The organism is Paracholeplasma vituli (assembly GCF_025446935.1).
Classification (GTDB): domain Bacteria; phylum Bacillota_I; class Bacilli_A; order Acholeplasmatales; family UBA5453; genus Paracholeplasma; species Paracholeplasma vituli.
The window spans coordinates 80423-104549 of sequence record NZ_JAOEGN010000002.1 but is presented as its reverse complement, the minus strand read 5'-3'; the positions used below and the strand labels follow the sequence as shown (position 1 = coordinate 104549).

Here is a 24127-nt window from a genome sequence, read left to right as displayed (position 1 = left end):
GCCTCCTATTAGAATGGTAAATCTTCTTCAGTAGCTAGACTTTTTCCGCTGGATGTAAATGGGTTTTCATCTGGTTCATAACTTGGTTGAGCTGGCGCTTGTTCGCGTTTGCTTTCAAGAAGTTGAACAGAATCACATACCACTTCTGTGACATAACGAGTTTCACCATTGTTGGTTTCATAAGTTCTCGTTTGGATACGGCCTTCCACACCTAACATGTTTCCTTTACAGACGTAGTTAGCCATGAATTCAGCCGACTTATTCCAAGCCACGCATTGGATAAAATCTGCTTTCTTTTCACCTTGATCATTCGTATAACGGCTGTCTACAGCCAAACTGAACGATACAACAGGTGTGTTATTTTGTGTTCTCTTTTGTTCTGGGTCCTTGGTTATACGACCAACTAAAACAACTCTGTTAATCATGAATTGCGCCTCCCTTATTCGCCGTCTTTAACAACGATGTAACGAATAACTGATTCAGTAATACGGATGACACGATCGAATTCAGCGATTGCTTCATTGGACGCATTCACTAGACTCCACACATAATAACCTTTTTTCATGTGGCCGATTTCATACGCAAGTTCTTTCAATCCAATCTCTTTAAGCTCTAAAACTTCAGAACCTCTTTCAGTAAAGATGTTGCTTAAGTTAGCAACAAGGGTCTTGATTTGTTCGCTTTCAAGGTCAGGACGAATGATGTACATAAGTTCGTATTTCTTCATTCTAATTTCCTCCTTCTGGTCTATTGGCCTATAGATGAACTATAAGCAAGGATGGTTCATAAAAACCATGCTTTGATATTATATCATAGGTAAATCTAAATGACAAACGATTTTCGCTATTTTGTAAGCACTTTTAGTAACATTTGGTAGACTGCTTTTTTTGCATGTTCAATGATGGTTTCTCTACATTCATTTTTAAGTTGTAAATGATAACTATAGGATTCACCTTGATAATAGATTGAAAACCAAACTTCACCAACTTGCGAATTCTCTTGAGCTGTTGGTCCTGCATTGCCGGTTATCCCAATTCCGACATCTGCGGATGCGAGAGATGCGATGCTTTTAGCCATTTCAATGGCGATGACTTTAGACACAATTCCGTGTACATCAAATAATGCTTTTGGTATGTTTAGTACCTTTTCTTTTGTCTCTTGAGAATACGTAACAACACTGTAATCTAAGATTCTAGATACGTTAGGGACTTTAACTAATTCACTGACCAATGCCCCTCCAGTCATCGATTCAGCAAAAGCAATTTTGTATTCATAATCCATCAAAACTTGTGCAACTTTAGAAGCGTCACTCATCGTGTTTTATCCTTTAAAGGGATTGCAAATTTGAGGGGTTTATATGCATCTATCCCTAAACGGAATATGGCTCCGTTAAAGAGTTTTAAGGTTAAAAAGAACTGTTCATCCATGTGCGGATCTTGATCTAAAAATGTATCAAATATTTTATGATATTTCGCATTGAGCGGTTTCTTTTTCAAAGGAAATTCACGCTTTGATGCGACATAATGTTCTACCTCAGAAATGTCAATCAAGACTCTTGATTGGTCGTTTTTATCTGCATCAATCACCCTTAAATATACCGGCTTATCAGTCCCCATCATACGTGGTAAAACATATTTAGTATCTTTGAAATAATCGTCGATAAATAAGAGGTGATGACCATCTGTTAATAGATAAATCTTATTCGATCTCAAGGTCCTAACATGGGGTGAACGATGTTGTCCAATATAGTATAAATCGTAGTTATCTAAACCGCTAAACTTCGTTTCATAGAAAGTATTCACTGCCTTAAGATATTGGTTAATACGGGTGTATTTAGGTACAAACGCATAGTAAATAAATCCAATAAAAAGCGCAATCGCAATCACATAAGTAAACCCTGGTGCGAAGCCTTCAATACCATCTACAGCTGCTAGAGCTAACAAAACAACTATAGATAAAATCCACAGTGTGTATAGAAAACTGCGAAAGGAGGATGGGGCCAAATACAACTTTTTAGCCAATTTATCCACGGCTTTATCGGATAAAGGTTGACCGGTTTCAATTTTGAATAGCATGCTGTTAAATGTCATAAAGAAGTCTCCTATAGTACAAGTATAATGGTTTGTGTTGTGAATGCACCACTCTGATAACGTCTAACTGTTAAAGTAAGGGTTTGTCCAAATTGCATGTTTGAGAGTTTAGTGGATAAATCGATAAGATTTTCAACAGCCTCTCCATTCACTTGAGTGATGATATCTTGAGCTTTCAATTTTCCAACGGCAGGTCTAAGTGGGATGATGGTATTTACGTAGACACCTGTAGTCTGAGTTTCTTCAATATGTGTTGGTCTTACACCCCCATATAGGTTGGTGATTGCATCCGAAATATTCATTACAGTGACACCAATTTTTGGGCTAATGAATACCGATTCTTGTGTATTTCTAAGGTTAGTAACGATATCTTTTGCGATATCCATGGAGATTGCAAATCCGATACCATCGACAGCAATCTCACCATCAGATGTATTTGTAGTCGTTCTTTTCCATGTATTGAACCCGAGTAAGTTGCCAGATAAGTCAAAGAGCGGACCGCCACTATTTCCTGGGTTGATGGCTGCGTCGTGTTGAATAATTTTTGAGTTTCGTGTTCGCCCTACAATCCCAATGGTGGCTGTATTAAAAAACTCCAAGTCTAATGGTGTACCAATCGCAATCACAAAGGATCCGACAATTGGTTCTACAACTTTTGTTCCATTAAACTGCTCAACACCGTAATAAGCAAGGTCATCCATCGTTGAAAACGTAACGATTGCTAAATCTTCTACTTCGTTGGCTGCATATGCGGTAGCGATATAATACTTGTTACCTGTAAAAATACGCATATAAGCTTGCGATTCAATAACGTGGTAATTGGTAATAACATAATACGTATACATTATCCCGGATTCAGTTCTGTCATAAATGAGACCTGAGCCGTGACCTGCTTTAATCGTATATTCAGTCGTATCGTATGAGACCACAGCTACTGTCATCGGAGAAAGTTTTTCATAGAGTTCAGTGACTTGTGACTGAACATCCTCTAAAGTGTAGACTGTTGTTTGTCGTTCAAAACACCCTGTGAGTGTGAACGAAAATAGTGTTAATAGGGTTAACATTATCCATTTTTTCATGTTTAATCCTCCTCTATTCTAAATAAACGCATAGCGTTTCTTGTCGTCATGGTAGATACTTCTTCAACTGAAATATCGCGTAGTTTCGCGATTTCTAAAACAACCAATTTCGTGTATGCAGGTTCATTTTGCTTACCGCGATACGGCACTGGTGCGAGGTAAGGACTATCGGTTTCTAAGAGTAATCGATCCAATGGTATTTGGGTGGCTACTTGCTTAGCTTCTAGGTTGTTCTTAAAAGTGACAGGCCCACCAATACCAATATAAAACCCCAGTTCAATGAACTTCATTGCCCAATCCAGCGAAGCACTAAAACAGTGCATCACACCTTTTAGTTGAGGGTAATGTTTTACTACTTCGTATATTTCATTGGCACTATCTCGCATGTGAATGACCACGGGTAAGTCAAGTTCAATCGCTAATTCGAGTTGTCGTTTAAAAACTTGAATTTGTAACTCTAGATTATCTTTTACCCAATATAGATCAATGCCAATTTCACCGATTGCCACAACTTTTGGGTGTTTGGATTGTTGTTTGAGTAATTCGATATCTAAGCCTTCTAAGACATCAGATGGATGCAATCCAACGGTTGCATAAAGATTTGCTCTATCAGACAGTTCTAATGCTCGTGAATTGGCTTTATTGTTCATGCCAATCACAATAATCTTTTTTACATCCGCCAAAGAAGCGCGTTCAATGACAGCATCTAGCTCAGAATCAAATGTTTCTGTATTTAAATGTGCATGCGTATCGATAATCATAAGTTCACCTGGTATTATCCTAAAGAAATGGTTTATATTATATGTTTAACCATGACTGACTAGTTCTATTTTATCACATTCAAGTGCCCTTTTAGGGCAAAAAGAAAAAACCACACAATTGTGTGTGTGGTCTTACTTTTGTGGTTAATTATTCAAGAATCTTAATAACAGAACCAGCGCCTACAGTACGGCCACCTTCACGGATGGAGAACTTTGTACCTTCTTCGATAGCGATTGGGTGGATAAGTTCAACGATCATGACTGTGTTGTCCCCTGGCATAACCATTTCTGTACCTTCTTGTAAAGAGATGACACCAGTGATGTCAGTTGTACGGAAATAGAATTGTGGTCTATAGTTGGAGAAGAACGCTGTATGACGTCCACCTTCTTCTTTAGAAAGAACGTATACTTGTGCTTCGAACTTAGCATGTGGCTTAACGGAGCCTGGTTTTGCTAAAACTTGACCTCTTTGGATTTTATCACGGGTAATACCACGTAATAAGGCACCAATGTTGTCACCAGCTTCTGCTCTGTCTAATAATTTACGGAACATTTCAACACCGGTTACAACAGTCTTTTGAGTGTCATGGATACCAACGATTTCGACTTCAGTGTTGACGTTGATTGTTCCACGTTCTACTCTACCTGTAGCAACAGTACCACGACCTGTGATTGTGAATACGTCTTCTACTGGCATTAAGAATGGTTTGTCAGTTTCACGAACTGGGTTGTCAATGTATGTGTCAACTGCGTTCATTAATTCTTCAATACGTGCAGTCCACTTTTCATCGCCTTCAAGCGCTTTTAAAGCAGATCCACGGATAACAGGAATTTCATCTCCTGGGAAGTCGTATTCAGAAAGTAATTCGCGTACTTCCATTTCGACTAAGTCGATTAATTCATCGTCTTCAACCATGTCGCATTTGTTTAAGAATACGACAAGTTTAGGCACGCCCACTTGACGAGATAGTAAGATGTGTTCGCGAGTTTGTGGCATAGGGCCGTCTGCTGCAGAAACAACTAGGATACCACCGTCCATTTGAGCAGCACCAGTAATCATGTTCTTGACATAGTCAGCATGTCCTGGGCAGTCAACGTGTGCATAGTGACGTTTTTCTGTTTGATATTCAACGTGTGAAGTGTTGATGGTAATACCGCGTTCTTTTTCTTCTGGTGCGCTGTCGATAGAAGCATAGTCTCTGACTTCAGCTAAACCTTTTTTTGCAAGAACTGTGGAAATAGCTGCTGTCAATGTTGTTTTACCATGGTCAACGTGGCCAATGGTTCCAACGTTAACGTGCGGCTTAGTACGTTCAAATTTTTGTTTTGCCATTTTTTTTATTCTCCTTATAGTGTGTGTGTTTTTCTTAGTTTGTACCAAGTATTATTTTATATCAATTACTGGTTTTTTGCAAGTACCTAGGCGTTACGCTTCTTGATGATTTCTTCAGCGATGCTCTTAGGTGCTCTTTCATAGTGGTCGAATTGCATCACGAATGTTGCACGGCCTTGGGAGTTCGAACGTAATGCGGTAGCATAACCGAACATTTCAGATAGTGGAACGTTCGCTTTAATACCGATTGCATTACCTCTAGCTTCTTGGGCTTCAAGGCGACCTCTACGGGATGTAACGTCACCAATAACGTTACCAAGATATTCTTCAGGTACTACGATTTCAACTTTCATGATTGGTTCAAGAATGGTTGCATTACACTTGTCTTTCGCACCCTTAAGCGCGATTGCAGCTGCAATCTTATAAGCCATTTCTGAGGAGTCGACATCATGGTAAGATCCATCAAATAGTGTTGCTTTTAAGTCCATAACTGGGTAGCCAGCTAAGATACCGTTAGGTAACGCTTCTTCGAGACCTTTTTGGACAACGCCAATGTATTCTCTAGGAACGGTACCACCAACGACAGCATCCACGAATTCGAAGCCTTTACCTGGGTTTGGTTCAAATTTGATCCATACGTGACCATATTGACCTCTACCTCCGGATTGACGGATAAATTTACCTTCAATTTCAGCGGAACTTGTAATGGTTTCGCGATATGAAACTTGAGGTGCACCAATGTTTGCTTCTACTTTAAATTCTCTTCTCATACGGTCAACGATGATATCAAGGTGAAGTTCACCCATACCAGCGATGATGGTTTGACCTGTTTCTTTATCAGTAGATACACGGAATGTTGGATCTTCTTCTGCTAACTTAGTTAGAGCATTAGACATCTTATCTTGGTCATTCTTGGTTTTTGGTTCGATTGCGATATTGATAACTGGTTCAGGGAACTTCATGGATTCAAGGATAATGGTATCTTTTTCACCAGCGAGTGTATCCCCTGTAGTGGTATCTTTTAAACCGATAGCTGCTGCGATATCACCCGCATAAGCTTCTTTGATTTCTTCTCTGTGGTTCGCATGCATTTGTAGCAAGCGGCCAAGACGTTCTCTCTTACCTTTAGTGGTATTTAAGATATAAGAACCTTGTTGAACAGTACCTGCATATATTCTAAAGAATGTAAGACGTCCAACGAATGGGTCTGTCATAACTTTGAATGCTATTGCTGTGAATGGATGATCATCGTCAGTAGGACGGTGAATTTCAGTACCGTGTTCATCGTGTCCAACTACGTCAGCGACATCAGTAGGTGCAGGTAGATAATCTACAACCGCATCTAACATCAATTTAACGCCTTTGTTTTTGAATGCGGATCCACAGATTACTGGGAAGAATTCAACAGACAGAGTCGCTTTACGAATAGCAACTTTTAATACATCTGCAGAAATCTCTTCGCCTTCTAGGTAAGCGACCATCATTTCTTCATCGAATTCCGCAACGGCTTCAATGAGTTCAACACGTTTTTGTTTAGCTAAATCTAGATACTTTTCAGGAATTGCGATTTCAGTATTTACTTCTTCAGCATTACCATCATAATGGAAAGCTTTCATAGATACTAAATCGATAATACCTTCAAAGAATGTTTCAGCGCCGATCGGTAATTGAATTGGAGCTGCTTTAACACCTAAACGATTATGGATTGTTTGGATAGCGTACATGAAGTCAGCACCAGTTTTGTCCATTTTGTTGACAAAAATGATACGTGGAACTTTATACTCTGTAGCTTGTCTCCAAACTGTTTCGGTTTGTGGTTCAACGCCCGCTTGGGCATCTAGCACGGTAACGGCGCCATCTAGTACACGAAGGCTGCGTTGAACTTCAACTGTGAAGTCAACGTGTCCTGGGGTATCGATGACGTTGATGCGGTGTCCTCTCCAATAAGCAGTGGTAGCTGCTGATGTGATCGTAATACCACGTTCTTGTTCTTGTTCCATCCAGTCCATTTGGGCTGCACCATCGTGGGTTTCACCAATCTTATGGATTTTACCGGTGTGGAACAAAATGCGTTCTGTTGTTGTTGTTTTACCCGCGTCAATATGGGCCATAATACCGATATTACGAGTCTTATTTAAAGGAAATTCACGAGGCATACTAATTGCTCCTTCTGATTACCAACGGTAATGTGCGAAAGCTCTGTTAGCTTCAGCCATTCTGTGGGTATCTTCACGTTTCTTGACAGCTGCGCCTTGTCCGTTTGCAGCGTCCATAATTTCTTTCGCTAATTTTTCTTCCATGGTTTTTTCATGTCTTAAGCGAGAGTAGTTGATCAACCATCTAAGTCCTAAAGTTGTTTTACGCTCAGCACGCACCTCAACTGGAACTTGATAGTTTTGTCCGCCAATACGTCTTGAACGTACTTCAAGTACTGGCATGATATTTTTTAATGCTTCATTGAAAACTTCGATTGGTTCACGACCGGTTTCAGCTTTAATACGGTCAAAAGCCCCGTATAAAATACCTTGCGCCGTGCCTTTTTTACCATCTAGCATAATTGTATTGATAATACGTGTTACAAGTTTCGAACTATAAATTGGGTCAGGTAAAACATCACGTTTTGCGATATGTCCTTTTCTAGGCATATTTATATCCTCCTTTCAGATATACTGAATATTTTTTAATTAGATGTTATTTTTTCTTTGCTGGTGTAGCGGCTTTTCCGGCTACTGCTTTTCCTGCTGGAATAGCTTTAGGACGTTTAGCACCGTATTTAGAACGAGCTTGTTTGCGGTTAGCAACACCAGAAGTATCTAATGTGCCACGAACGATGTGGTATCTAACCCCTGGTAAGTCTTTAACACGACCACCACGGATAAGGACGACGCTATGTTCTTGTAATGAGTGACCTTCACCTGGAATGTACGCGTTGACTTCGATACCGTTAGATAATCTAACACGTGCATACTTACGTAATGCAGAGTTTGGTTTCCTAGGTGTCATAGTAGTGACACGAACACATACCCCGCGTTTTTGTGGTGAATCAACACTTGTTTCTTTTTTCTTAAGCGTGTTCAATCCAATCCCTAGGTAAGGTGATTTAGATTTAGTTACCTTGTCTTGTCTACCGGCTTTAACGAGTTGTGCAATTGTAGGCATTTTTTTCTCCTTTCTAGATTAACACATGACCGTGTGTTTCTTTTTTTTCTCAAAAAATTTATTTTGGCTTATTGAAGGGCCAAAATGAATTAGCATGAGTCTATTTTTAACAGCGTTTTTATTATACCTTTAATGGTTTTTATTGTCAACTATTTTTATCGTTTTTTTATAAAATAATAAGGCGCGTGCCTAAGCGCGCGCCATTATTGAATTAATTATGCTTGTTCAAACTCTTCATCGTCTAGGATTGGTTCTTCATAATGGAAGAACTTGTCCTTGAGGATACCTGTACCCGCTGGGATCAAGCCCCCAATGATGACGTTTTCTTTTAAGCCGTGTAATTCATCGGTCTTACCGTGAATTGCAGCGTCTGTCAAGATACGTGTCGTTTCTTGGAAGGATGCAGCTGATAGGAAGGAGTCACTTTGTAGAGACGCACGTGTAATACCCAAGAGTTCTGGTTGACCTACAGCTGGACGAAGTCTAGCTGCAATTGCCTTCTTGTTTGCTGCTTTAAATTCAGCAATTGAGACTTTAGAACCTGGTAATAATTCGGTGTCACCTTCAAATATGACGGAAATCTTTCTAAGCATTTGGTGCACAATGACTTCAAAGTGCTTATCGCTGATTTCTACCCCTTGAGCACGGTATACTTTTTGAGCTTCTTCAACGATGTATTTTTCTACAGCTTCAGCGGATGAAACACGTAGTAATTCTTTCGGATGGATGGAACCCTTATTCAATCTGTCCCCAGCCTTGACGACTTGGTTCTTCTTGACTAATAATTGAGCACTCGAATCCAAGGTATATTTGTATTCTTTTGGTTCTCCATTTTGAGTTTGGTCAGAAACAATGGTTACAACGGAGCCTGCTTTGCTGGTTTCAATCATCTTGACTTTACCGTTCACTTCAGTGATCACAGATTGACCTTTAGGTTTACGGGCTTCAAATAATTCTTGAATACGTGGCAGACCGGCTGTAATATCGGATGCGGACGCAACCCCACCGGTATGGAATGTACGCATGGTTAACTGTGTACCTGGTTCACCAATCGATTGTGCAGCGATGACCCCAACAGCTTCCCCAACTTCAACAGATTTGTTGGTTGCAAGGTTTCTACCATAGCATAATTTACATACACCATTGACAGAGTTACAAGTTAGGACGCTACGGATTTCAACAGACTTGACACCTGCTTTTGCAATCAATTCACCAAGTTCATTGGTGATGAGTTGGTTACGATCGACAATGACTTCTTTGGTCGTAGGATGGATGACTGGTGAAGATGCGTAACGGCCAATGACACGGTCAAATAGCGATACAGTTTCTTTACCATCGTTATCACGAACGGCTTCCATCACCACGCCTCTTTCGGTTTGGCAATCTTCTAAGTCAACGATCACGTCTTGTGAAACGTCAACTAAACGTCTGGTTAAGTATCCTGATTCCGCGGTCTTTAACGCGGTATCGGTAGAACCTTTACGCGCACCGTGGGTGGAAATAAAGAATTCGGATACGGATAGGCCTTCTCTAAAGTTAGCCTTAACTGGAATTTCAATGGTTTCCCCGGTTGGGTTGGTCATTAGACCACGCATACCTAATAATTGGGAGAAGTGCGATTTGTTACCGCGGGCACCGGAGTCAAAAATGATAAATAATTGACCTGTGGTGTCAAATTCGTTCATAACGCCTGCTTGGATATCTTCCCCAGCGACTTTCCATTCGTTAACAACGAGTTTCTTACGTTCAGATTCGGTAAGTACGCCGTCATCGAAGTATTCGTCGATTTCCGCAATCTTCGCTTCTGCTTGTTTTAGACGTTCTTGTTTCTTCGTGTAAACGACCATGTCAGATGCAGATACGGTAATACCTGCAACGGTAGAGTATTTGAATCCAAGGTCTTTCAAGCGGTCTAGCATCTTCGAGGTTTCATTGATTTGGAATTGTTTAAAGACTTCAGCAATGATTAAGGATAGGTACTTCTTATCGAATGCTTTTGGAAGAGGCATGTCTTTGATCATTTCTCTCACATTTAAGCCCTTCTTAACGAAGTATTTATCCGGTGTCTTATCGACTAAGTTTGAAGAGGTAGGTTCGTTTAGGAATGGGAAACTTGGTGGTAAGATTTCATTGAAAATGACTTTACCTAATGTAGTAACGAGGTAAGAATTAAGTTGTTCTTCAGTAAAGGCATGTTGGATGGTTTTCGGATCAAACACGATTAAGGTATGAAGGGTGATTTCACCGTTTTTGTAAGCCATATAAGCTTCGTTATAGCCAGTGAAGAAGTGACCTTCATTTGCTTCATTGCGTTTGGACATCGTTAGGTAGTAGTTACCTAAGACCATATCTTGAGATGGGGTAACGACTGGTTTACCATCCTTAGGGTTCAAAATGTTATTGGATGCCAACATCAACAATCTCGCTTCTGCTTGAGCTTCGTGAGAAAGTGGTACGTGGACCGCCATTTGGTCACCGTCGAAGTCAGCGTTAAACGCTGTGGTTACGAGTGGGTGTAGACGAATTGCTTTACCTTCAATCAGTTTAGGTTCGAAGGCTTGAATCCCAAGTCTGTGGAGGGTTGGGGCGCGGTTTAGTAAGACTGGATGTTCAACAACTACAGCTTCTAATGCACTCCATGCGTCGTCATCAAGCGCTTCATAAGAACGTTTTGCGGCTTGGATGGTTTCTTTTCGTTTAGTGAGTTCTCTTAAAACGAATGGTTTGAATAAAATGATGGCCATTTCTCTTGGAATACCACATTGGTACATTTCAAGGTCTGGTCCGACAATAATAACGGAACGACCTGAGAAGTCAACGCGTTTACCAAGTAAGTTTTGACGGAAACGACCTTGTTTACCACGAAGCATATCGGATAAGGATTTCAAGTGTCTATTTCTTTCAACTACGGCTTTTTTACCACGTTTCGCGTTATCAATTAAAGCGTCGACCGCTTCTTGTAACATACGCTTTTCATTCTTCATGATGAGGCGTGGTGCATTTTGTTCTTTTTGACGTTTAAGACGGTTGTTACGGTTTAAAATACGGCGATATAAGTCGTTTAAGTCTGTTGTTGCGAAACGACCACCATCTAAGGCAACCATCGGACGAATGTCTGGTGGGATGACTGGTAAGACGTCTAAAACCATCCATTCCGGTTTGTTGTCGGAATTATTGAAGGCTTCAACGACTTCGAGTCTCTTGATGACACGGTCACGTTTTTGTTTTGATGGGGATTTAAGTTTACGTCTTAAGGACTTCACTTCTTTGTCTAAGTCGATGTCTTGTAAAAGCTTTTTAACAGCTTCAGCACCAGTCATCGCTTTAAACTTATTACCATATTGTTCGTAGTATTGGTTGTATTCCATTTCCGAAAGAATTTGTTTCTTCGATAATGGGGTATCACCTGGGTCAGTGACGATATAACTTGCTAAATAAACAACTTCTTCTAGGTCTTTCGCTTTAATATCTAATAATAAAGCAAGTCTTGAAGGGGAGTTCTTTAAGTACCAAGTATGAACTACAGGGGCTTCAAGTTCGATGTGACCCATACGTTCTCTTCTGACTTTGGATTCAGTGATTTCAACGCCGCACTTGTCGCAAATTTGGCCTTTGTCAAGGTTACGTTTTTTGCCACATAAGCATTGGTAGTCTTTGGTAGGACCGAAGATGCGTTCGCAGAATAGACCGCCCTCTTCTGGTTTTAGTGTTCTATAGTTGATGGTTTCGTGTTTTAAGACTTCACCATAGCTCCAAGAACGGATTTCATCTGGGGATGCCAAACGAATCTTTAAGTGTGAATAGTCTGTGGAACCATACGCTTTATTCTTTGGTTTCGCTTGAGCCGCTTTAACATAAGCATCGACACTAATTGGGGTGTTGATGTCTGTTTCCGCTGCTTCATCTTGGATTAAAGATTCAGCGTGATGATGGTCATGGACTAAAACGTCTTTTTCTGGCATCATGACGCCATACATGTCGAATAGTTTTTCTAATTCGTCATACAATAAACCATCGTGGTTAATGATGTCATGTAAGGCTTCTTGGGATAGCGCTAATAAAGATTTTAGTTCAACAATACCTGCTTCATTCAAGGCATTTTCTAGTTCTTTAGATAATGCAAGATTTTCTACAGCACTTGGTAAAACGTACTTCTTTAGGACAGGGACTACTTCGTTAAAAGCAGCCTCTGTCTTTAAGAGTAAACGTAATTCTTTTAATGTAAATGTATTAAAATCTTCTAAGGTATCGATCCCTGAAAGGGTTAGGTATTCTGTGGTTTCCGCAGAAAGTTTTAAATCGACAACGGATACTTTTTTGTTATCTTTTGCCATAAATTAGAATCCCCCTTTACGTTCAAATGGATTCGATTGATCTACTAATGATTTGTTAACTTCATTTTCACCGGTTTCCGCATCGATCAATTCAACATATAGACCTAAGGACTGAAGTTCTCTGGTTAATACGCGGAAGGATTCTGGGATGTGTGAATCTGGAATTGGTTTACCATCGGTAATCGCACGGTATACTTTGTTACGTCCGATGATATCATCTGACTTAACAGTAAGAATTTCTTTAAGGGTATGAGCAGCACCATAAGCATAGAGTGCCCAAACTTCCATTTCCCCGAAACGTTGTCCCCCGTTTTGAGCTTTACCACCCATTGGTTGTTGGGTAACTAAAGTGTAAGGTCCGACAGAACGCGCATGGAGTTTATCGTCAACCATGTGGGAAAGTTTAATCATGTACATGACACCGACTGAAACTCTGTTTTCATACGGTTCACCAGTACGTCCGTCATAAAGGACTTGTTTACCGTCATTTGACATGCCAGCTTCACTCATGATTTCTTTCAAGTCTTCTTGGGTTAAACCATCGAAGACTGGAGTTGCGATCTTAATACCAAGTTTCTTAGCAGCCATACCTAAATGGATTTCTAAGACTTGTCCGATGTTCATACGAGATGGAACCCCAAGTGGGTTTAACATGATGTCAATTGGTGTACCATCTGCCATGTATGGCATATCTTCTCTAGGTAGAATCTTCGAAATAACCCCTTTATTACCATGACGACCCGCCATCTTATCCCCTTCGGAGATTTTACGTTTCTTCACGATGTATACACGGATAACTTCATTGACGCCTGGCCCGAGTTCATCGCCATTGGATTTGCTGAAATATTGGATGGAGTGGACAATACCGCCACCGCCATGAGGTACTTTTAAGGATGTATCGCGGACTTCTCTTGCCTTTTCATTGAAGATGGCTTGTAATAGTTTTTCTTCAGGTGTAGGTTCGGTTTGTCCTTTTGGTGTAATCTTACCAACCAAGATGTCGCCTTCTTTTACTTCAGTACCTGGGATAACAACCCCACGGTCGTCAAGGAATTTGAGCGCATCTGGAGATACGTTTGGAATTTCTCTTGTGATTTCTTCTTTACCAAGTTTGGTATCGCGAGATTCCACTTGGTGTTCATCGATATGAATGGATGTATAAACGTCATTCTTAACTAGATCTTCGCTCATGATGACGGCGTCTTCATAGTTATAACCTTCCCAGGTCATGAACGCAACGACGACGTTTCTACCTAAAGCAAGTTCACCTTTGTTGATCGATGGACCATCAGCGATTACATCGCCACGGTCAATCTTTTCACCAATTTGAACGATTGGTTTTTGAAGAATCGAAGTATCTTGGTTAGAACGTAAGAATTGTGTCAATTCATAAGTTTCAAAACGAAGTAAATCGGTCATTTTCGCTTGGCGAATTTGATCATAAGCTTCCCAGTTAAATTCGGTATCCTTGTCATAAACAAGTTTACCTCTTGTGGTCTTAATGGAGGCTTCTGGTTTCACTGCGATGACAATCTTTCTCGCATCCGCATAAGTAACAACACCATCAACGTGTGCAACAATCGCACTACCGGAGTCTTTCGCAGAACGGTATTCGATACCGGTTCCGACGATTGGAGAATCTGGTACTAATAGTGGTACAGCTTGACGTTGCATGTTCGCACCCATCAACGCACGGGAGGCGTCATCGTGTTCTAGGAACGGAATCGATGAGGTCGCAACCGATACGATTTGTTTAGGGGATACGTCCATGAAATCAACTTTTTTAGAGGAGTAAGTCTTGGTTTCACCCATGAAACGTCCGATTACAGTTTCGGTTTTGAAGTAACCATTTTCATCGGTTTGCGAGTCCGCAGACGCAATGATATGATGTTCTTCTTCACCTGCTGTGAAGTAGACATATTCACTCGTGACAAATGGTTTGTCAGGATTAGATTTGTCAACTTTTAAGTATGGTGTTTGGATAAAGCCATATTGGTCCACTTTCGCATAGCTTGCTAAAGAGGAGATCAACCCGATTGATGGCCCTTCTGGGGTTTCAATCGGACAAATACGACCATAGTGGGATTCGTGAACGTCACGGACTTCAACGCCCGCTCTGTCTCTCGCAAGACCACCAGTACCTAACGCGGAAACTCTACGTTTTTGAGTAAGTTCTGCAAGAGGGTTGATTTGGTCCATGAATTGGGATAATTGAGAGCTTCCGAAGAATTCTTTTAAGGAGGCTGTCAATGGTTTAATGTTGATTAGGGATTGTAAAGACGCTTCTTTCGCATCTGCAGTAGACATCTTATCTTTGATGTTCTTTTCAAGTTTAGCCAATCCAATACGGAATTGGTTCTTTAATAGTTCACCAATGAGTCTTAAACGACGGTTGGATAAGTGGTCAATATCGTCTGTCTTACCAACGCCATCATACAAGTTTAAGTAGTATGAAACGGAAGCAATGATATCAGATACTGTGATGTGAAGACGGGTTTCACGAGAGTCGTGACCGATGAGTTCGATGACTTCTTTATCGTCTTTAGCATCCTTAACTTGGATGACTTCAACGAAGGTTGCACGACGTTGTGATTCTTTACGATAGAATTCACCTTTTTTACCAGAAACTAAGAAGTACTTGATGACATTTTCATCTAACTTGTTACGGTTGATTTGAAGTTCAAGTAAGTTTTCATCGGTAATTTCATAGCCACAGTAGATGATTGGCTTATGGTCTTTTTGACTTTCAGCGGATTCATACTTTCTGTAATCTTCAAGAATATCGATGTCTTGTTTCGCATACACTGTCGCGTATTTGAGGTCTTCAAGGTGTTTTAAGTTTAATTTGTTTTCATAGATTTGGAAATAGACTTCGTCTGTTACTTCAGTACCTTCGTAGAAGAGTACGGAGTCATCAGCAAGTAAGATGTCGTGGTCAATGAATGTACGTAAGTATCTTAAGGAAGCGTAGTTTAAACCTTCACGGTTAGCGAGTAAGGTTTGTCTCACCTCAGGGGTCAAGACACTGCCCGCTTCAACGATGACTTCACCAGTTAAGAGGTTAACAATGTTTTGTTCAACCTTGATTTCTTTCGCGTATTCAAGTGGTGTAACACCATCAATTTTGCCATAAAGGTCTAAGATAAGTTTCGCTTTAGAAGCGTCTTTTTCAACAACGGTATTGCCGTTAAGATCCTTCTTTTGGAAAACGAGGTTATTTCTGTTTTTATAGATTAAGTTACGAACTTCAGTGGTAATTTTTGTTCTGGCTGGAACAAGTAGACCGGCTTCTTTCGCATCTGCAGGGATGTATAAAATATCGTCCTTCGCATATTGTTCGAATAAGTCTGAAGTCTTGATACCAAATACTTCATTCTCAGATTCGTTTTGAAGGCTCGCTTCTTTGGTTAAGACAACTTTACGTAAAGCGTCTCTGTGCTCACTTAAGAGTTCAACGGAAGCGACATCCACGACTTGATCTTTCGCAACTAAGATTTCTTTAGTCACTGGATCAATAACGTCTGCTGCATATTTGTAAACAGCTGGTTGGTTTGGCGCTGTAATACCTTGTGCAATGGTCATTAAGCGGTGAGTGATATCCAGCTTTTGTTTAAATTTGTAACGTCCAACTTCTTCTAAATCGTAACGTCTCGAATCGAATAAACGGGTACGAACAAACTCTTTCGCTGCAGAAACAGGGATTTTTTCGCCTTGTCTGAGTTTGGAGTATAAGTCTTCAATCGCAGTATCCGAACTTAAAATACCTTCCTTTTCATCCTTCTTGAAAGTTTCATCTAACATTTTCTTGTAGGTTGGGAATAGTTTTTTAATTTCTTCAATGCCATCAAATCCAAATGCTTGTAAGAGGGCAGTCAAGGATACCTTTTTGCTTCTGTCGAGTTTACCATAGAATATATTCTTGGCACCCATTTCATATTCAAGCCAAGCACCTCTGGTCGGGATCACTTGGGAGAGATAACGGTGAGTGTTGGTTTTTTTGTCAAAATCGCTGGTGAAGTAAACACCTGCAGATCTAACGATTTGTGAAACGACGACACGTTCAGCACCATTAATGATAAAAGTACCCACTGGTGTCATGTATTGGAAATCACCCATAAATAGTTGTTTCTCAATAACAGTACCTTGGATTACATTTTCAAGTCTAACTGTAACAAATAATGGTCTTGAATAACTGGTGTCACGAATCTTTGATTGTACGATGTCGAATTTTGGTTCTTCAAAACGGTGGTTAGTAAAGTACAGTTTGAAATCGCCATTATAGGATTCAATCGGTGAGATGTCCTCAAATAATTTTGCTAACCCTTCATTCACAAACCAGTCGAATGATTTGGTTTGTAATTCGATCAAATCTGGCAATTCAATCTCATGACGCATTTTAGAGTAGTTGCGTCTAACTGCTTTCTTACCGTACTGCACTGTACGATATCCCATATAGCCACTCTCCTATCTTTTTTGGGGTAAAACGGTTATATATTTATATATAAAGCACGTCTTTATGCATTTTACAATATTATCACATACGGGACCGTATGTCAATAACAATTAAAACTATTTTTTGTTGCGAATTACGAAATAACCTTTATTTTTATCTATGATGTCAACTTTTTTGAAGAGCGTTTTTAGATATTTAATGCTCGATTCCGCACCTTGCTTTTTCTGGATTACAATCCAAAGCTCACCATCATTTAGAAGGTGTTTTTCACTCTCTAAGTATAAGGTGAACACCGTTTGCTTTCCAGCTCGAATCGGTGGATTTAATAAAATCACGTCAAACAACGATTGAATTTGATTAAAACCATCGCTTTCAATAACCGTTGCGGAAACGTCATTTTTTAATAGGTTTTGTTTAGCTAATTGAACCGCTCTAGGGTTCACATCCGATAAAGTAACTTCTAAAAATGGAAAGGTTTTTTTGACGATGGTTCCAATCGGACCATAGCCGCAGCCCAAGTCTAAAAATGATTTCGCTCCTTCATGGGGTTTAAATAACTCCACCATGGTTTTGGATCCAAAATCGAAATTATGACGTGAAAACACACCACTGTCAGTCAAAAAACGGAAGCTTATTCCGTTTATTGACAAACTGTACTCGTGGATCTCATGTTTTAAACCAGGATTGTTTTCAAAGTATTGTCCACTCATTCAATAACCTCATTTGTAAAGCGAAAAACCAGAGTTATCCTCTGGTTCAAAAAGTTGGGTTAATTACTTAATTTCAACTTCAGCGCCTGCAGCGACTAATTTTTCTTTAGCTGCTTGAGCGTCTTCTTTTTTCACTTTTTCTTTAACAATGCTGTTTGGAGTTTCTGTTAAAGTCTTCGCTTCAACTAATCCAAGACCAGTTAATTCACGAACAACTTTGATAACTTCAAGTTTCTTAGCGCCGAAAGATTTAAGTACAACGTTGAATTCTGTTTGTTCTTCAACGACTGCTGCAGCTGCTGCTGGTGCTGCTGCGGATACTGCTGATGGATCGATACCGAATTCTTCTTTTAATCCGTCTACTAGTTCTTTGATTTCAAGAATAGACATTTCTTTTAATGCTTCAATAAAAGCTGCTTTTGTTAATTTTGCCATGATAATATTCTCCTTTTTAGTTTAGTGTTATGCGTTGGCTTCTTCTGGGTTTGCAATCATGTTCAAACCGATTGCAAGTTCGCGTAATGGCATTAATAGGCCTGCTGCGAGTTGTGTTAATAATGTTTCGTAAGATGGTAATGTTGCAAGTGCATTTAGGTCTGCAAGTGTAGCAGATTTGCCTTCAATGATACCAGCTTTCATGGAAACATGTTCATTTTTCTTTGCGAATTCAAAAATGACGCGTGCTGGTGCAATAACATCTTCAGTAGAGAATGCAATTGCTTTTGCTCCAACGAAGTGTTCAGCTAACTCAGCGTGACCAGTTACTTCAACCGCACGACGCGCGATATTGTTTTTGTAAACTTGTGCGTCGCAACCGGCTTTACGTAATTGGATACGTAGGTCAGTAAAGTCTTTTACAGATAGTCCGGCATAATCAAACGCAACGATCGTTTTTGCTTCTTGGATTCTGCCAACCAGTAAATCGACTTGACTCTTCTTGCGTTCTAAAATAGAACTGTTCATCTGGTTTCCTCCTTGTTTTATTTAAAAATAAACCCTCTTTGCCAAGACAAAAGAGGGTTAGAGATGTAACTTTATATCCTCGGTAGGAAATTAAGCTCTTTGGCACCTACTGTCTTTGGCGATATTAGATTTTAAATTAATTATCCTCTTAATGATTCTTCATCAAGACGGATGCCAGGTCCCATTGTGGATGATACAGTGATGTTCTTCATGTATACACCTTTAACGGTAGTTGGTTTTAAACGATTTAATACTTGGTAGATTGCCTTTGCGTTTTCAGCTAATTTTTCAGAACCGAATGAGACTTTACCGATTGGTGCTTGAATGTTACCAACCTTGTCTACACGATACTCAATTTTACCATTCTTGATTTCTTTAACAGCCTTAGTAACGTCAACAGTAACTGTACCGGTCTTTGGGTTTGGCATAAGGCCTTTTGGACCTAATACTCTACCTAATTTACCAAGTTCAGCCATCATATCTGGTGTTGCTACCATGACATCGAAATCGAACCAGCCGCCAGCTATTTTTTGAATCAATTCAGTGTCGCCTGCAAAATCTGCGCCAGCTGCAAGAGCTTCTTTAGCTTTTTCACCACGTGCAATTACTGCAACGCGTTGGGTTTTTCCGGTTCCATGAGGTAAAACGATTGCGCCACGAAGATTTTGTTCAGCCTTACGTGGGTCAATGTTTAAGCGAAAAGCAATTTCGACAGTTGCATCAAACTTAGTAGTTGATGTTTTACCAACTAAATCGAACGCCTCAGCTGTTGCATATTTCTTAGTTTTGTCAACTAACTTAGCAGCTTCGACGTATTTTTTTCCTCTCTTCATATGGTTTCCTCCTAAAATGTGGTCTAGCGGGATATCCTCCCACAATTTAGATGATGATATCTAAATTATTTTGGTACTGCCATCGAATTAGTCTTCGATGGTAACGCCCATTTGTCTTGCAGTTCCTTCAAGAATCTTCATTGCTGCTTCAACTGTGTAGGCATTCAAATCTGGCATCTTCAATGCTGCTAATTCTTTCAACTTATCGCGTTTGATTGAACCAACTTTTTGTTTTAATGCATTCTTAGAGCCGCTTTGAATATTTGCTGCTTTCTTGATTAAGTCGCTTGCTGGTGGTGTTTTTGTTACGAATGTAAATGAACGATCATCAAATACAGAAATCACTACCGGAATAACATAACCGACTTTGTCTTTTGTTGCTTCGTTGAATTGGGTGCAGAATTGAGGGATATTAACGCCTGCTTGACCAAGTGCTGGTCCTACTGGTGGCGCTGGGTTCGCCTTACCTGCTGCAATTTGCAATTTGACAACTTTGACTACTTTTTTAGCCATGTGACACAACCTCCTTTATCCTATGAGTATGTGGTCAGCGGATCTGCTTGTGCAGTCCTTCCACTACGGTGTATCCATACACGCCTTGATATTTTATCATTACATAGTAATAATGTCAACCTAAATTGAAAACTAATTTGCGAGGGATTCTAATTTGCGCATAAAAGCTTCAACAAGACGGCTTTGATATGGGTACTTCTTGTCTTTAAGATGGTACGAGAAAGCGATATAGCGGTCGTCTTTGAAGGTTATCTTAAGGTATCTGTCCTTGAAGTTATATTTTCCTAATTCAATCTCTTTAATTTCATCAAAACGGAAGTTATACTTTTGGTCTTCATAGGTTAATTTGAGTAAACCTTCAAAGGTGTAAATTGTGAAACTTTCTTCATCAAATACCAGTAGCGCTTCAGGGAATCCAGGTATAATGTTGCCATCGTTCGGTAATACACCAACGCGCAGTACAGTGGTAGATAAATTGGGTTCTGTTTTCTTAAGTAAATCGATCATATCTAATGTTTTCATTCAAGCCTCCAAGCAAGTTACTTCATATTTCGAATTCGAAATGTTATACTTACATCATCGAGGTCATTAAGATGAGTAAATACCATCAAGGTGACGCCACTTATCCAGTAGCGCTATCCTTAAAAATTAAAAATGTTAAAGAATCAAAGTTTTTTTATAATGAAATTTTAGGCTTTTCAATATTCGAAGAGCACGAAAACCACATCTATTATACCATTAATGGACACGATATTATTTTGAAAACTATAGTAGATTCAAACGCTTCATTAAGACGACCTAGCCAAGGCTTATACCATGTCGCTTACTTATTTAATACCCAAGAAGCGCTCGCACAAGTCATTCAGAATATTGCGAAGCACAAATACCCCATCACAGGAGCGGCTGACCACGGTGTATCGGATGCGCTTTATTTAGATGATCCAGACGGTAACGGCATTGAGCTATATTACGATACCGACCCTACGTATTGGTCTGATATCGATCAAAACCCATCTAAAATCGAGAATAAGCCTTTTAACTACAACTTCTACTTACAACTTAAAGTTAAACCTCTGATCAAGATAGATTCAAAAACCATCTTAGGTCACATGCACCTACATTCAGCTAATTTAGCTAAGGCTTCTTCATTTTATCAAACAGTCTTAGACTATCAAATGATCATCAATGTAGGTAGTGCACACTTCTTATCTTCTGTTGAATACCACCACCACTTAGCACTCAATACGTGGGCAGGTACATTAAAACCTAAAGCGGATGCCGTAGGTTTAATAGATGTCACGTATCAAGTCGGTAGTGATGAAAGATTCATTAAGATTATTGAACAGCTAAACGCTTTAAATGTACCTTATGAATTGGATGGTAATTCCCTTCATACGGTAGACCCCGATGGCGTAAAATTAATATTAAAAAAGTGAGTCCGCGAGGGCTCACTTTTGATTTTCTACTTGATCAAACGATACTTCAGTTGGTGTACCACGGCCGAAAATTTCAATTGAAATGATCGCGGTTTCTTTATCGTTATCAAAGGATACAACTTTACCGGATTGACCAGCAAACGGACCTGCAATGATATTGACTTGTGAACCAATTGGGTGTTTGAATGTTGGTTTTTCGATGATACCGACCTTCAATAAGATGGCGTTGATTTCATCTTGTGGGAGTGGAACTGGTTTTGTTCTACCGCCTGATGAACCTAAAAACCCAGTTACTTTAGGGGTATTACGAATCACGTGCCAAGAGTCGTCTGTAATGATCATTTCTACAAATACATACCCTGGGAACATTTTTCTTACTTTTTCTTTTGGATTACCATTCTTATCTTTTTCAATATAAGTTTCTTCTGGTAATACCACTCTAAAAATCAAATTTTGCATCCCCATCGATTCGATACGACGTTCAAGGTCTTCCTTGACAGACGATTCGTAACCGGAATAGGTTTGCACGATATACCAGCGACGCGGATCAATCATTAGAATAGATTCCCTGTGATATTAGAAATGAGTAAGTCGAATGCGAAGAATAACATTGCGAAGAAGATAACGAAAATGAGGACACGGATGCTCGCATCTAAAAATACTGGCCAAGATGCCCAAGACATTTTCTTTAATTCTGGAATAGCTGGGACGAAGAATGGATAGATAACCAATAACAAACCAATGATGGAAATACCCAACAAAATGCCCGCAAATAAGTTAGGGAAGTCTGAAATGAGTGGAATTGGACCATCTTCAGTGGTTAAAATTCCACTTAAAATCATGATGGATAAAGCTAGGGATAAAGACGCTAGAACACCTAGTAACAAATTCTCCCATCTGTACTCAGTGGTTAGAACTTCAACCAACTTGCTTTTTTGTTCTGTAGCTTTTTGTTTGACTGCCATTTGAATAGCCTCCTATTTACTTTCTTTATGTAGGGTATGTTTGTTACACTTCACACAAAACTTCTTGGTTTCAAGACGTTCTTTTTGAACGGCTTTATTCTTCGTTGTTTGGTAATTACGGCTTAAACATTCCTCACAAATTAAAATCACTTTTTCTCGCATAAAAAAACCACCTCTGTGGTTATTGCACATGTATTTTAACATGACGCAAAACCTTAGTCAATATATTATACACCATTTAGGGTGTTTGTGTTAGCTTTTTCTTAATCCGATAAATTGCGTTGTACACTTGTTTTGGATCTAGTTGATAGGTTCGCGCAATCGTTTGAATTTTTAAATTTTCTTTGAAATAGGCATCATATATCGCATCTTCTAAAGCAGATTTAAAGGACTGCTTTTGATAACTTGGTAGAGGTTCTTCCTCGACACAAATGGGCATGTATCTGGCTTCATTCACCAAATGATCCATTTCTTGATGATACCTTTTTCGTTTTTGATTCAAATTGATAAATTTTCGCTCTAAGACCGTTTCAAAGTAGCGCATGAATGTTTTGTTGTACGCTTCTTTAAAAGATATCACAGCTTTGTGTAAACTGATGAGGCCTTCTTGATAAAAATCATCCCGTTCACTATCAAAGATATAGAATTGGCTGATTTTTTTATGTATGAACTTGTCGTACTTCGTAAATAAAATGTCTAAAGCCACCATGTCCTGTTGATCTTGAACCATGTAAATCAGTTCGTAATCGTTATAGGCTTTATATGACATGTATCCTCCTAAAGATCTGCAAGCTTATATAATATCAGTGCCGCGGCAACACTGGCATTTAATGAATTGACTTTTCCAATCATGGGTATCATGACCAAATAGTCGCAGGATTGTTTAACCAAACGTGAGATACCTTCACCTTCGTTGCCAATGACAACCGCAACCGAAGTCGACGTATCAATGTCTTTGTAGGTTTTATCAGCGACCATATCTGTACCAACCACCCAAAATCCGTGTTCTTTCAACTTTTCAATGGTTTGAGTTAAGTTGGTTACTTGAATAATTTGAGTATACTCTAAAGCCCCTACTGCGGTTTTCGCTACAGTACCCGTAATTTCCACACTGCGGTTCTTCGGTAGGATAACAGCGTCAATTTTGGTTGCTTCAACGCTTCTTAGAATCGCACCGAGATTATGAGGGTCTTCAATTTGATCTAAAATTAAGACTTTCTTTTTATTCCCATCAAAGAGAATCGATAAATCCGCATAGGTGTAAGGCTTAACGTCCGCAACAATCCCTTGATGGTTTTGATTATCGGTTTTATCGTTTAGTTGATGTTTAGAGACCAATTTGTAAGGAATGTTGTGTTCCTTTAAAAATGGGACCCATTTAAAATCGGTTTTCTTTTCATCCAACCAAACTTGATAAACTGGTCGTTTGGCAAGAATAGCTTCTTTCACCGTGTTTTTTCCATAGATGATCATATAATATATACCTCTCGACCATTTC

General features: G+C 39.6%; 24 protein-coding genes and 1 other annotated feature. Of the genes, 1 reads left to right on the top strand and 23 read right to left on the bottom strand.

Annotated features, from left to right (window positions below; translation table 11 throughout):
- Positions 1 to 8: 8 nt before the first annotated feature.
- The 18 genes from N7603_RS01540 to N7603_RS01455 form a co-directional block, all read right to left on the bottom strand.
- The gene (locus N7603_RS01540; protein WP_262095558.1) at positions 9 to 425 is read right to left on the bottom strand and encodes a single-stranded DNA-binding protein; all 417 of its coding nucleotides are present in this window, start codon (positions 423 to 425) and stop codon (positions 9 to 11) included.
- A gap of 14 nt (positions 426 to 439) precedes the next feature.
- A complete protein-coding gene (rpsF, locus tag N7603_RS01535) occupies positions 440 to 727 on the bottom strand; it encodes a 30S ribosomal protein S6 (RefSeq protein WP_262095557.1) in 288 nt (95 codons plus the stop codon).
- A 116-nt stretch (positions 728 to 843) separates the two neighbouring features.
- A complete protein-coding gene (locus N7603_RS01530; RefSeq protein WP_262095556.1) occupies positions 844 to 1314 on the bottom strand; it encodes a CinA family protein in 471 nt (156 codons plus the stop codon).
- Positions 1311 to 2090 carry a hypothetical protein gene (locus N7603_RS01525; protein WP_262095555.1) on the bottom strand — a complete coding sequence of 260 codons (780 nt, stop codon included), beginning with the start codon at positions 2088 to 2090 and terminating at the stop codon, positions 1311 to 1313. Before N7603_RS01525 ends, N7603_RS01530 begins: the two co-directional genes overlap by 4 nt.
- A gap of 11 nt (positions 2091 to 2101) precedes the next feature.
- On the bottom strand, positions 2102 to 3169 hold the full coding sequence (locus N7603_RS01520) for a S1C family serine protease (RefSeq protein ID WP_262095554.1): 1068 nt from the start codon (positions 3167 to 3169) through the stop codon (positions 2102 to 2104).
- A gap of 2 nt (positions 3170 to 3171) precedes the next feature.
- Entirely contained in the window at positions 3172 to 3930 is a 759-nt protein-coding gene (locus N7603_RS01515; RefSeq protein ID WP_262095553.1) for a TatD family hydrolase, read from the bottom strand.
- Between the two features lie 148 nt (positions 3931 to 4078).
- Positions 4079 to 5263 (bottom strand): elongation factor Tu, encoded by a 1185-nt coding sequence (gene tuf / locus N7603_RS01510; RefSeq protein ID WP_262095552.1) that lies wholly within the window; start codon positions 5261 to 5263, stop codon positions 4079 to 4081.
- 86 nt (positions 5264 to 5349) lie between these two features.
- Positions 5350 to 7419 (bottom strand): elongation factor G, encoded by a 2070-nt coding sequence (gene fusA, locus N7603_RS01505; protein ID WP_262095551.1) that lies wholly within the window; start codon positions 7417 to 7419, stop codon positions 5350 to 5352.
- 18 nt (positions 7420 to 7437) lie between these two features.
- Positions 7438 to 7908: a 30S ribosomal protein S7 gene (gene rpsG, locus N7603_RS01500; RefSeq protein WP_262095550.1), complete on the bottom strand. Its 471-nt coding sequence runs from the start codon at positions 7906 to 7908 to the stop codon at positions 7438 to 7440.
- Positions 7909 to 7954: 46 nt separating this feature from the next.
- Positions 7955 to 8422: a 30S ribosomal protein S12 gene (gene rpsL / locus N7603_RS01495; protein WP_262095549.1), complete on the bottom strand. Its 468-nt coding sequence runs from the start codon at positions 8420 to 8422 to the stop codon at positions 7955 to 7957.
- A 215-nt stretch (positions 8423 to 8637) separates the two neighbouring features.
- Complete coding sequence (gene rpoC, locus N7603_RS01490) at positions 8638 to 12756, bottom strand: DNA-directed RNA polymerase subunit beta' (protein WP_262095548.1); 4119 nt, start codon at positions 12754 to 12756, stop codon at positions 8638 to 8640.
- A 3-nt stretch (positions 12757 to 12759) separates the two neighbouring features.
- Positions 12760 to 17208 (bottom strand): DNA-directed RNA polymerase subunit beta, encoded by a 4449-nt coding sequence (rpoB, locus tag N7603_RS01485; protein ID WP_262095547.1) that lies wholly within the window; start codon positions 17206 to 17208, stop codon positions 12760 to 12762.
- A 117-nt stretch (positions 17209 to 17325) separates the two neighbouring features.
- Positions 17326 to 17829, bottom strand: coding sequence for a class I SAM-dependent methyltransferase (locus N7603_RS01480; RefSeq protein ID WP_373425332.1), 504 nt, complete (start codon positions 17827 to 17829; stop codon positions 17326 to 17328).
- 153 nt (positions 17830 to 17982) lie between these two features.
- The gene (rplL, locus tag N7603_RS01475; RefSeq protein WP_262095544.1) at positions 17983 to 18354 is read right to left on the bottom strand and encodes a 50S ribosomal protein L7/L12; all 372 of its coding nucleotides are present in this window, start codon (positions 18352 to 18354) and stop codon (positions 17983 to 17985) included.
- Positions 18355 to 18381: 27 nt separating this feature from the next.
- A complete protein-coding gene (rplJ, locus tag N7603_RS01470) occupies positions 18382 to 18882 on the bottom strand; it encodes a 50S ribosomal protein L10 (protein ID WP_262095543.1) in 501 nt (166 codons plus the stop codon).
- A gap of 17 nt (positions 18883 to 18899) precedes the next feature.
- Positions 18900 to 19019 (bottom strand) — a sequence feature (ribosomal protein L10 leader region).
- Between the two features lie 3 nt (positions 19020 to 19022).
- Positions 19023 to 19715 carry a 50S ribosomal protein L1 gene (rplA, locus tag N7603_RS01465; protein WP_262095542.1) on the bottom strand — a complete coding sequence of 231 codons (693 nt, stop codon included), beginning with the start codon at positions 19713 to 19715 and terminating at the stop codon, positions 19023 to 19025.
- Between the two features lie 87 nt (positions 19716 to 19802).
- The gene (rplK, locus tag N7603_RS01460; protein WP_262095541.1) at positions 19803 to 20228 is read right to left on the bottom strand and encodes a 50S ribosomal protein L11; all 426 of its coding nucleotides are present in this window, start codon (positions 20226 to 20228) and stop codon (positions 19803 to 19805) included.
- A 132-nt stretch (positions 20229 to 20360) separates the two neighbouring features.
- Positions 20361 to 20750 (bottom strand): hypothetical protein, encoded by a 390-nt coding sequence (locus N7603_RS01455; protein ID WP_262095540.1) that lies wholly within the window; start codon positions 20748 to 20750, stop codon positions 20361 to 20363.
- A gap of 71 nt (positions 20751 to 20821) precedes the next feature.
- Between N7603_RS01455 and N7603_RS01450 the strand changes: the two genes are divergently transcribed.
- Positions 20822 to 21664, top strand: a complete 843-nt coding sequence (locus N7603_RS01450; protein WP_262095539.1) for a VOC family protein — start codon at positions 20822 to 20824, stop codon at positions 21662 to 21664.
- A 12-nt stretch (positions 21665 to 21676) separates the two neighbouring features.
- On the opposite strand, the gene nusG is transcribed toward N7603_RS01450, so the two are convergent.
- The 5 genes from nusG to rlmB all read right to left on the bottom strand — a co-directional run bounded on the left by nusG (position 21677) and on the right by rlmB (position 24102).
- Positions 21677 to 22219, bottom strand: a complete 543-nt coding sequence (gene nusG, locus N7603_RS01445) for a transcription termination/antitermination protein NusG (RefSeq protein ID WP_262095538.1) — start codon at positions 22217 to 22219, stop codon at positions 21677 to 21679.
- On the bottom strand, positions 22219 to 22629 hold the full coding sequence (secE, locus tag N7603_RS01440; protein WP_262095537.1) for a preprotein translocase subunit SecE: 411 nt from the start codon (positions 22627 to 22629) through the stop codon (positions 22219 to 22221). The genes nusG and secE overlap by 1 nt, the downstream gene beginning before the upstream one ends.
- A 12-nt stretch (positions 22630 to 22641) precedes the next feature.
- Positions 22642 to 22791: a 50S ribosomal protein L33 gene (gene rpmG / locus N7603_RS01435; RefSeq protein ID WP_262095536.1), complete on the bottom strand. Its 150-nt coding sequence runs from the start codon at positions 22789 to 22791 to the stop codon at positions 22642 to 22644.
- Between the two features lie 76 nt (positions 22792 to 22867).
- Positions 22868 to 23398, bottom strand: a complete 531-nt coding sequence (locus tag N7603_RS01430; RefSeq protein ID WP_262095535.1) for a sigma-70 family RNA polymerase sigma factor — start codon at positions 23396 to 23398, stop codon at positions 22868 to 22870.
- Positions 23399 to 23406: 8 nt separating this feature from the next.
- Positions 23407 to 24102: a 23S rRNA (guanosine(2251)-2'-O)-methyltransferase RlmB gene (gene rlmB, locus N7603_RS01425; RefSeq protein WP_262095534.1), complete on the bottom strand. Its 696-nt coding sequence runs from the start codon at positions 24100 to 24102 to the stop codon at positions 23407 to 23409.
- Positions 24103 to 24127 lie beyond the last annotated feature (25 nt).

Coding starts and splice junctions, on each gene's coding strand:
- N7603_RS01540 (WP_262095558.1), bottom strand. CDS start 425: ATGATTAACAGAGTTGTTTTAGTTGGTCGTATAACCAAGGACCCAGAA.
- rpsF (WP_262095557.1), bottom strand. CDS start 727: ATGAAGAAATACGAACTTATGTACATCATTCGTCCTGACCTTGAAAGC.
- N7603_RS01530 (WP_262095556.1), bottom strand. CDS start 1,314: ATGAGTGACGCTTCTAAAGTTGCACAAGTTTTGATGGATTATGAATAC.
- N7603_RS01525 (WP_262095555.1), bottom strand. CDS start 2,090: ATGACATTTAACAGCATGCTATTCAAAATTGAAACCGGTCAACCTTTA.
- N7603_RS01520 (WP_262095554.1), bottom strand. CDS start 3,169: ATGAAAAAATGGATAATGTTAACCCTATTAACACTATTTTCGTTCACA.
- N7603_RS01515 (WP_262095553.1), bottom strand. CDS start 3,930: ATGATTATCGATACGCATGCACATTTAAATACAGAAACATTTGATTCT.
- tuf (WP_262095552.1), bottom strand. CDS start 5,263: ATGGCAAAACAAAAATTTGAACGTACTAAGCCGCACGTTAACGTTGGA.
- fusA (WP_262095551.1), bottom strand. CDS start 7,419: ATGCCTCGTGAATTTCCTTTAAATAAGACTCGTAATATCGGTATTATG.
- rpsG (WP_262095550.1), bottom strand. CDS start 7,908: ATGCCTAGAAAAGGACATATCGCAAAACGTGATGTTTTACCTGACCCA.
- rpsL (WP_262095549.1), bottom strand. CDS start 8,422: ATGCCTACAATTGCACAACTCGTTAAAGCCGGTAGACAAGACAAGGTA.
- rpoC (WP_262095548.1), bottom strand. CDS start 12,756: ATGGCAAAAGATAACAAAAAAGTATCCGTTGTCGATTTAAAACTTTCT.
- rpoB (WP_262095547.1), bottom strand. CDS start 17,208: ATGGGATATCGTACAGTGCAGTACGGTAAGAAAGCAGTTAGACGCAAC.
- rplL (WP_262095544.1), bottom strand. CDS start 18,354: ATGGCAAAATTAACAAAAGCAGCTTTTATTGAAGCATTAAAAGAAATG.
- rplJ (WP_262095543.1), bottom strand. CDS start 18,882: ATGAACAGTTCTATTTTAGAACGCAAGAAGAGTCAAGTCGATTTACTG.
- rplA (WP_262095542.1), bottom strand. CDS start 19,715: ATGAAGAGAGGAAAAAAATACGTCGAAGCTGCTAAGTTAGTTGACAAA.
- rplK (WP_262095541.1), bottom strand. CDS start 20,228: ATGGCTAAAAAAGTAGTCAAAGTTGTCAAATTGCAAATTGCAGCAGGT.
- N7603_RS01455 (WP_262095540.1), bottom strand. CDS start 20,750: ATGAAAACATTAGATATGATCGATTTACTTAAGAAAACAGAACCCAAT.
- N7603_RS01450 (WP_262095539.1), top strand. CDS start 20,822: ATGAGTAAATACCATCAAGGTGACGCCACTTATCCAGTAGCGCTATCC.
- nusG (WP_262095538.1), bottom strand. CDS start 22,219: ATGATTGATCCGCGTCGCTGGTATATCGTGCAAACCTATTCCGGTTAC.
- secE (WP_262095537.1), bottom strand. CDS start 22,629: ATGGCAGTCAAACAAAAAGCTACAGAACAAAAAAGCAAGTTGGTTGAA.
- rpmG (WP_262095536.1), bottom strand. CDS start 22,791: ATGCGAGAAAAAGTGATTTTAATTTGTGAGGAATGTTTAAGCCGTAAT.
- N7603_RS01430 (WP_262095535.1), bottom strand. CDS start 23,398: ATGTCATATAAAGCCTATAACGATTACGAACTGATTTACATGGTTCAA.
- rlmB (WP_262095534.1), bottom strand. CDS start 24,102: ATGATCATCTATGGAAAAAACACGGTGAAAGAAGCTATTCTTGCCAAA.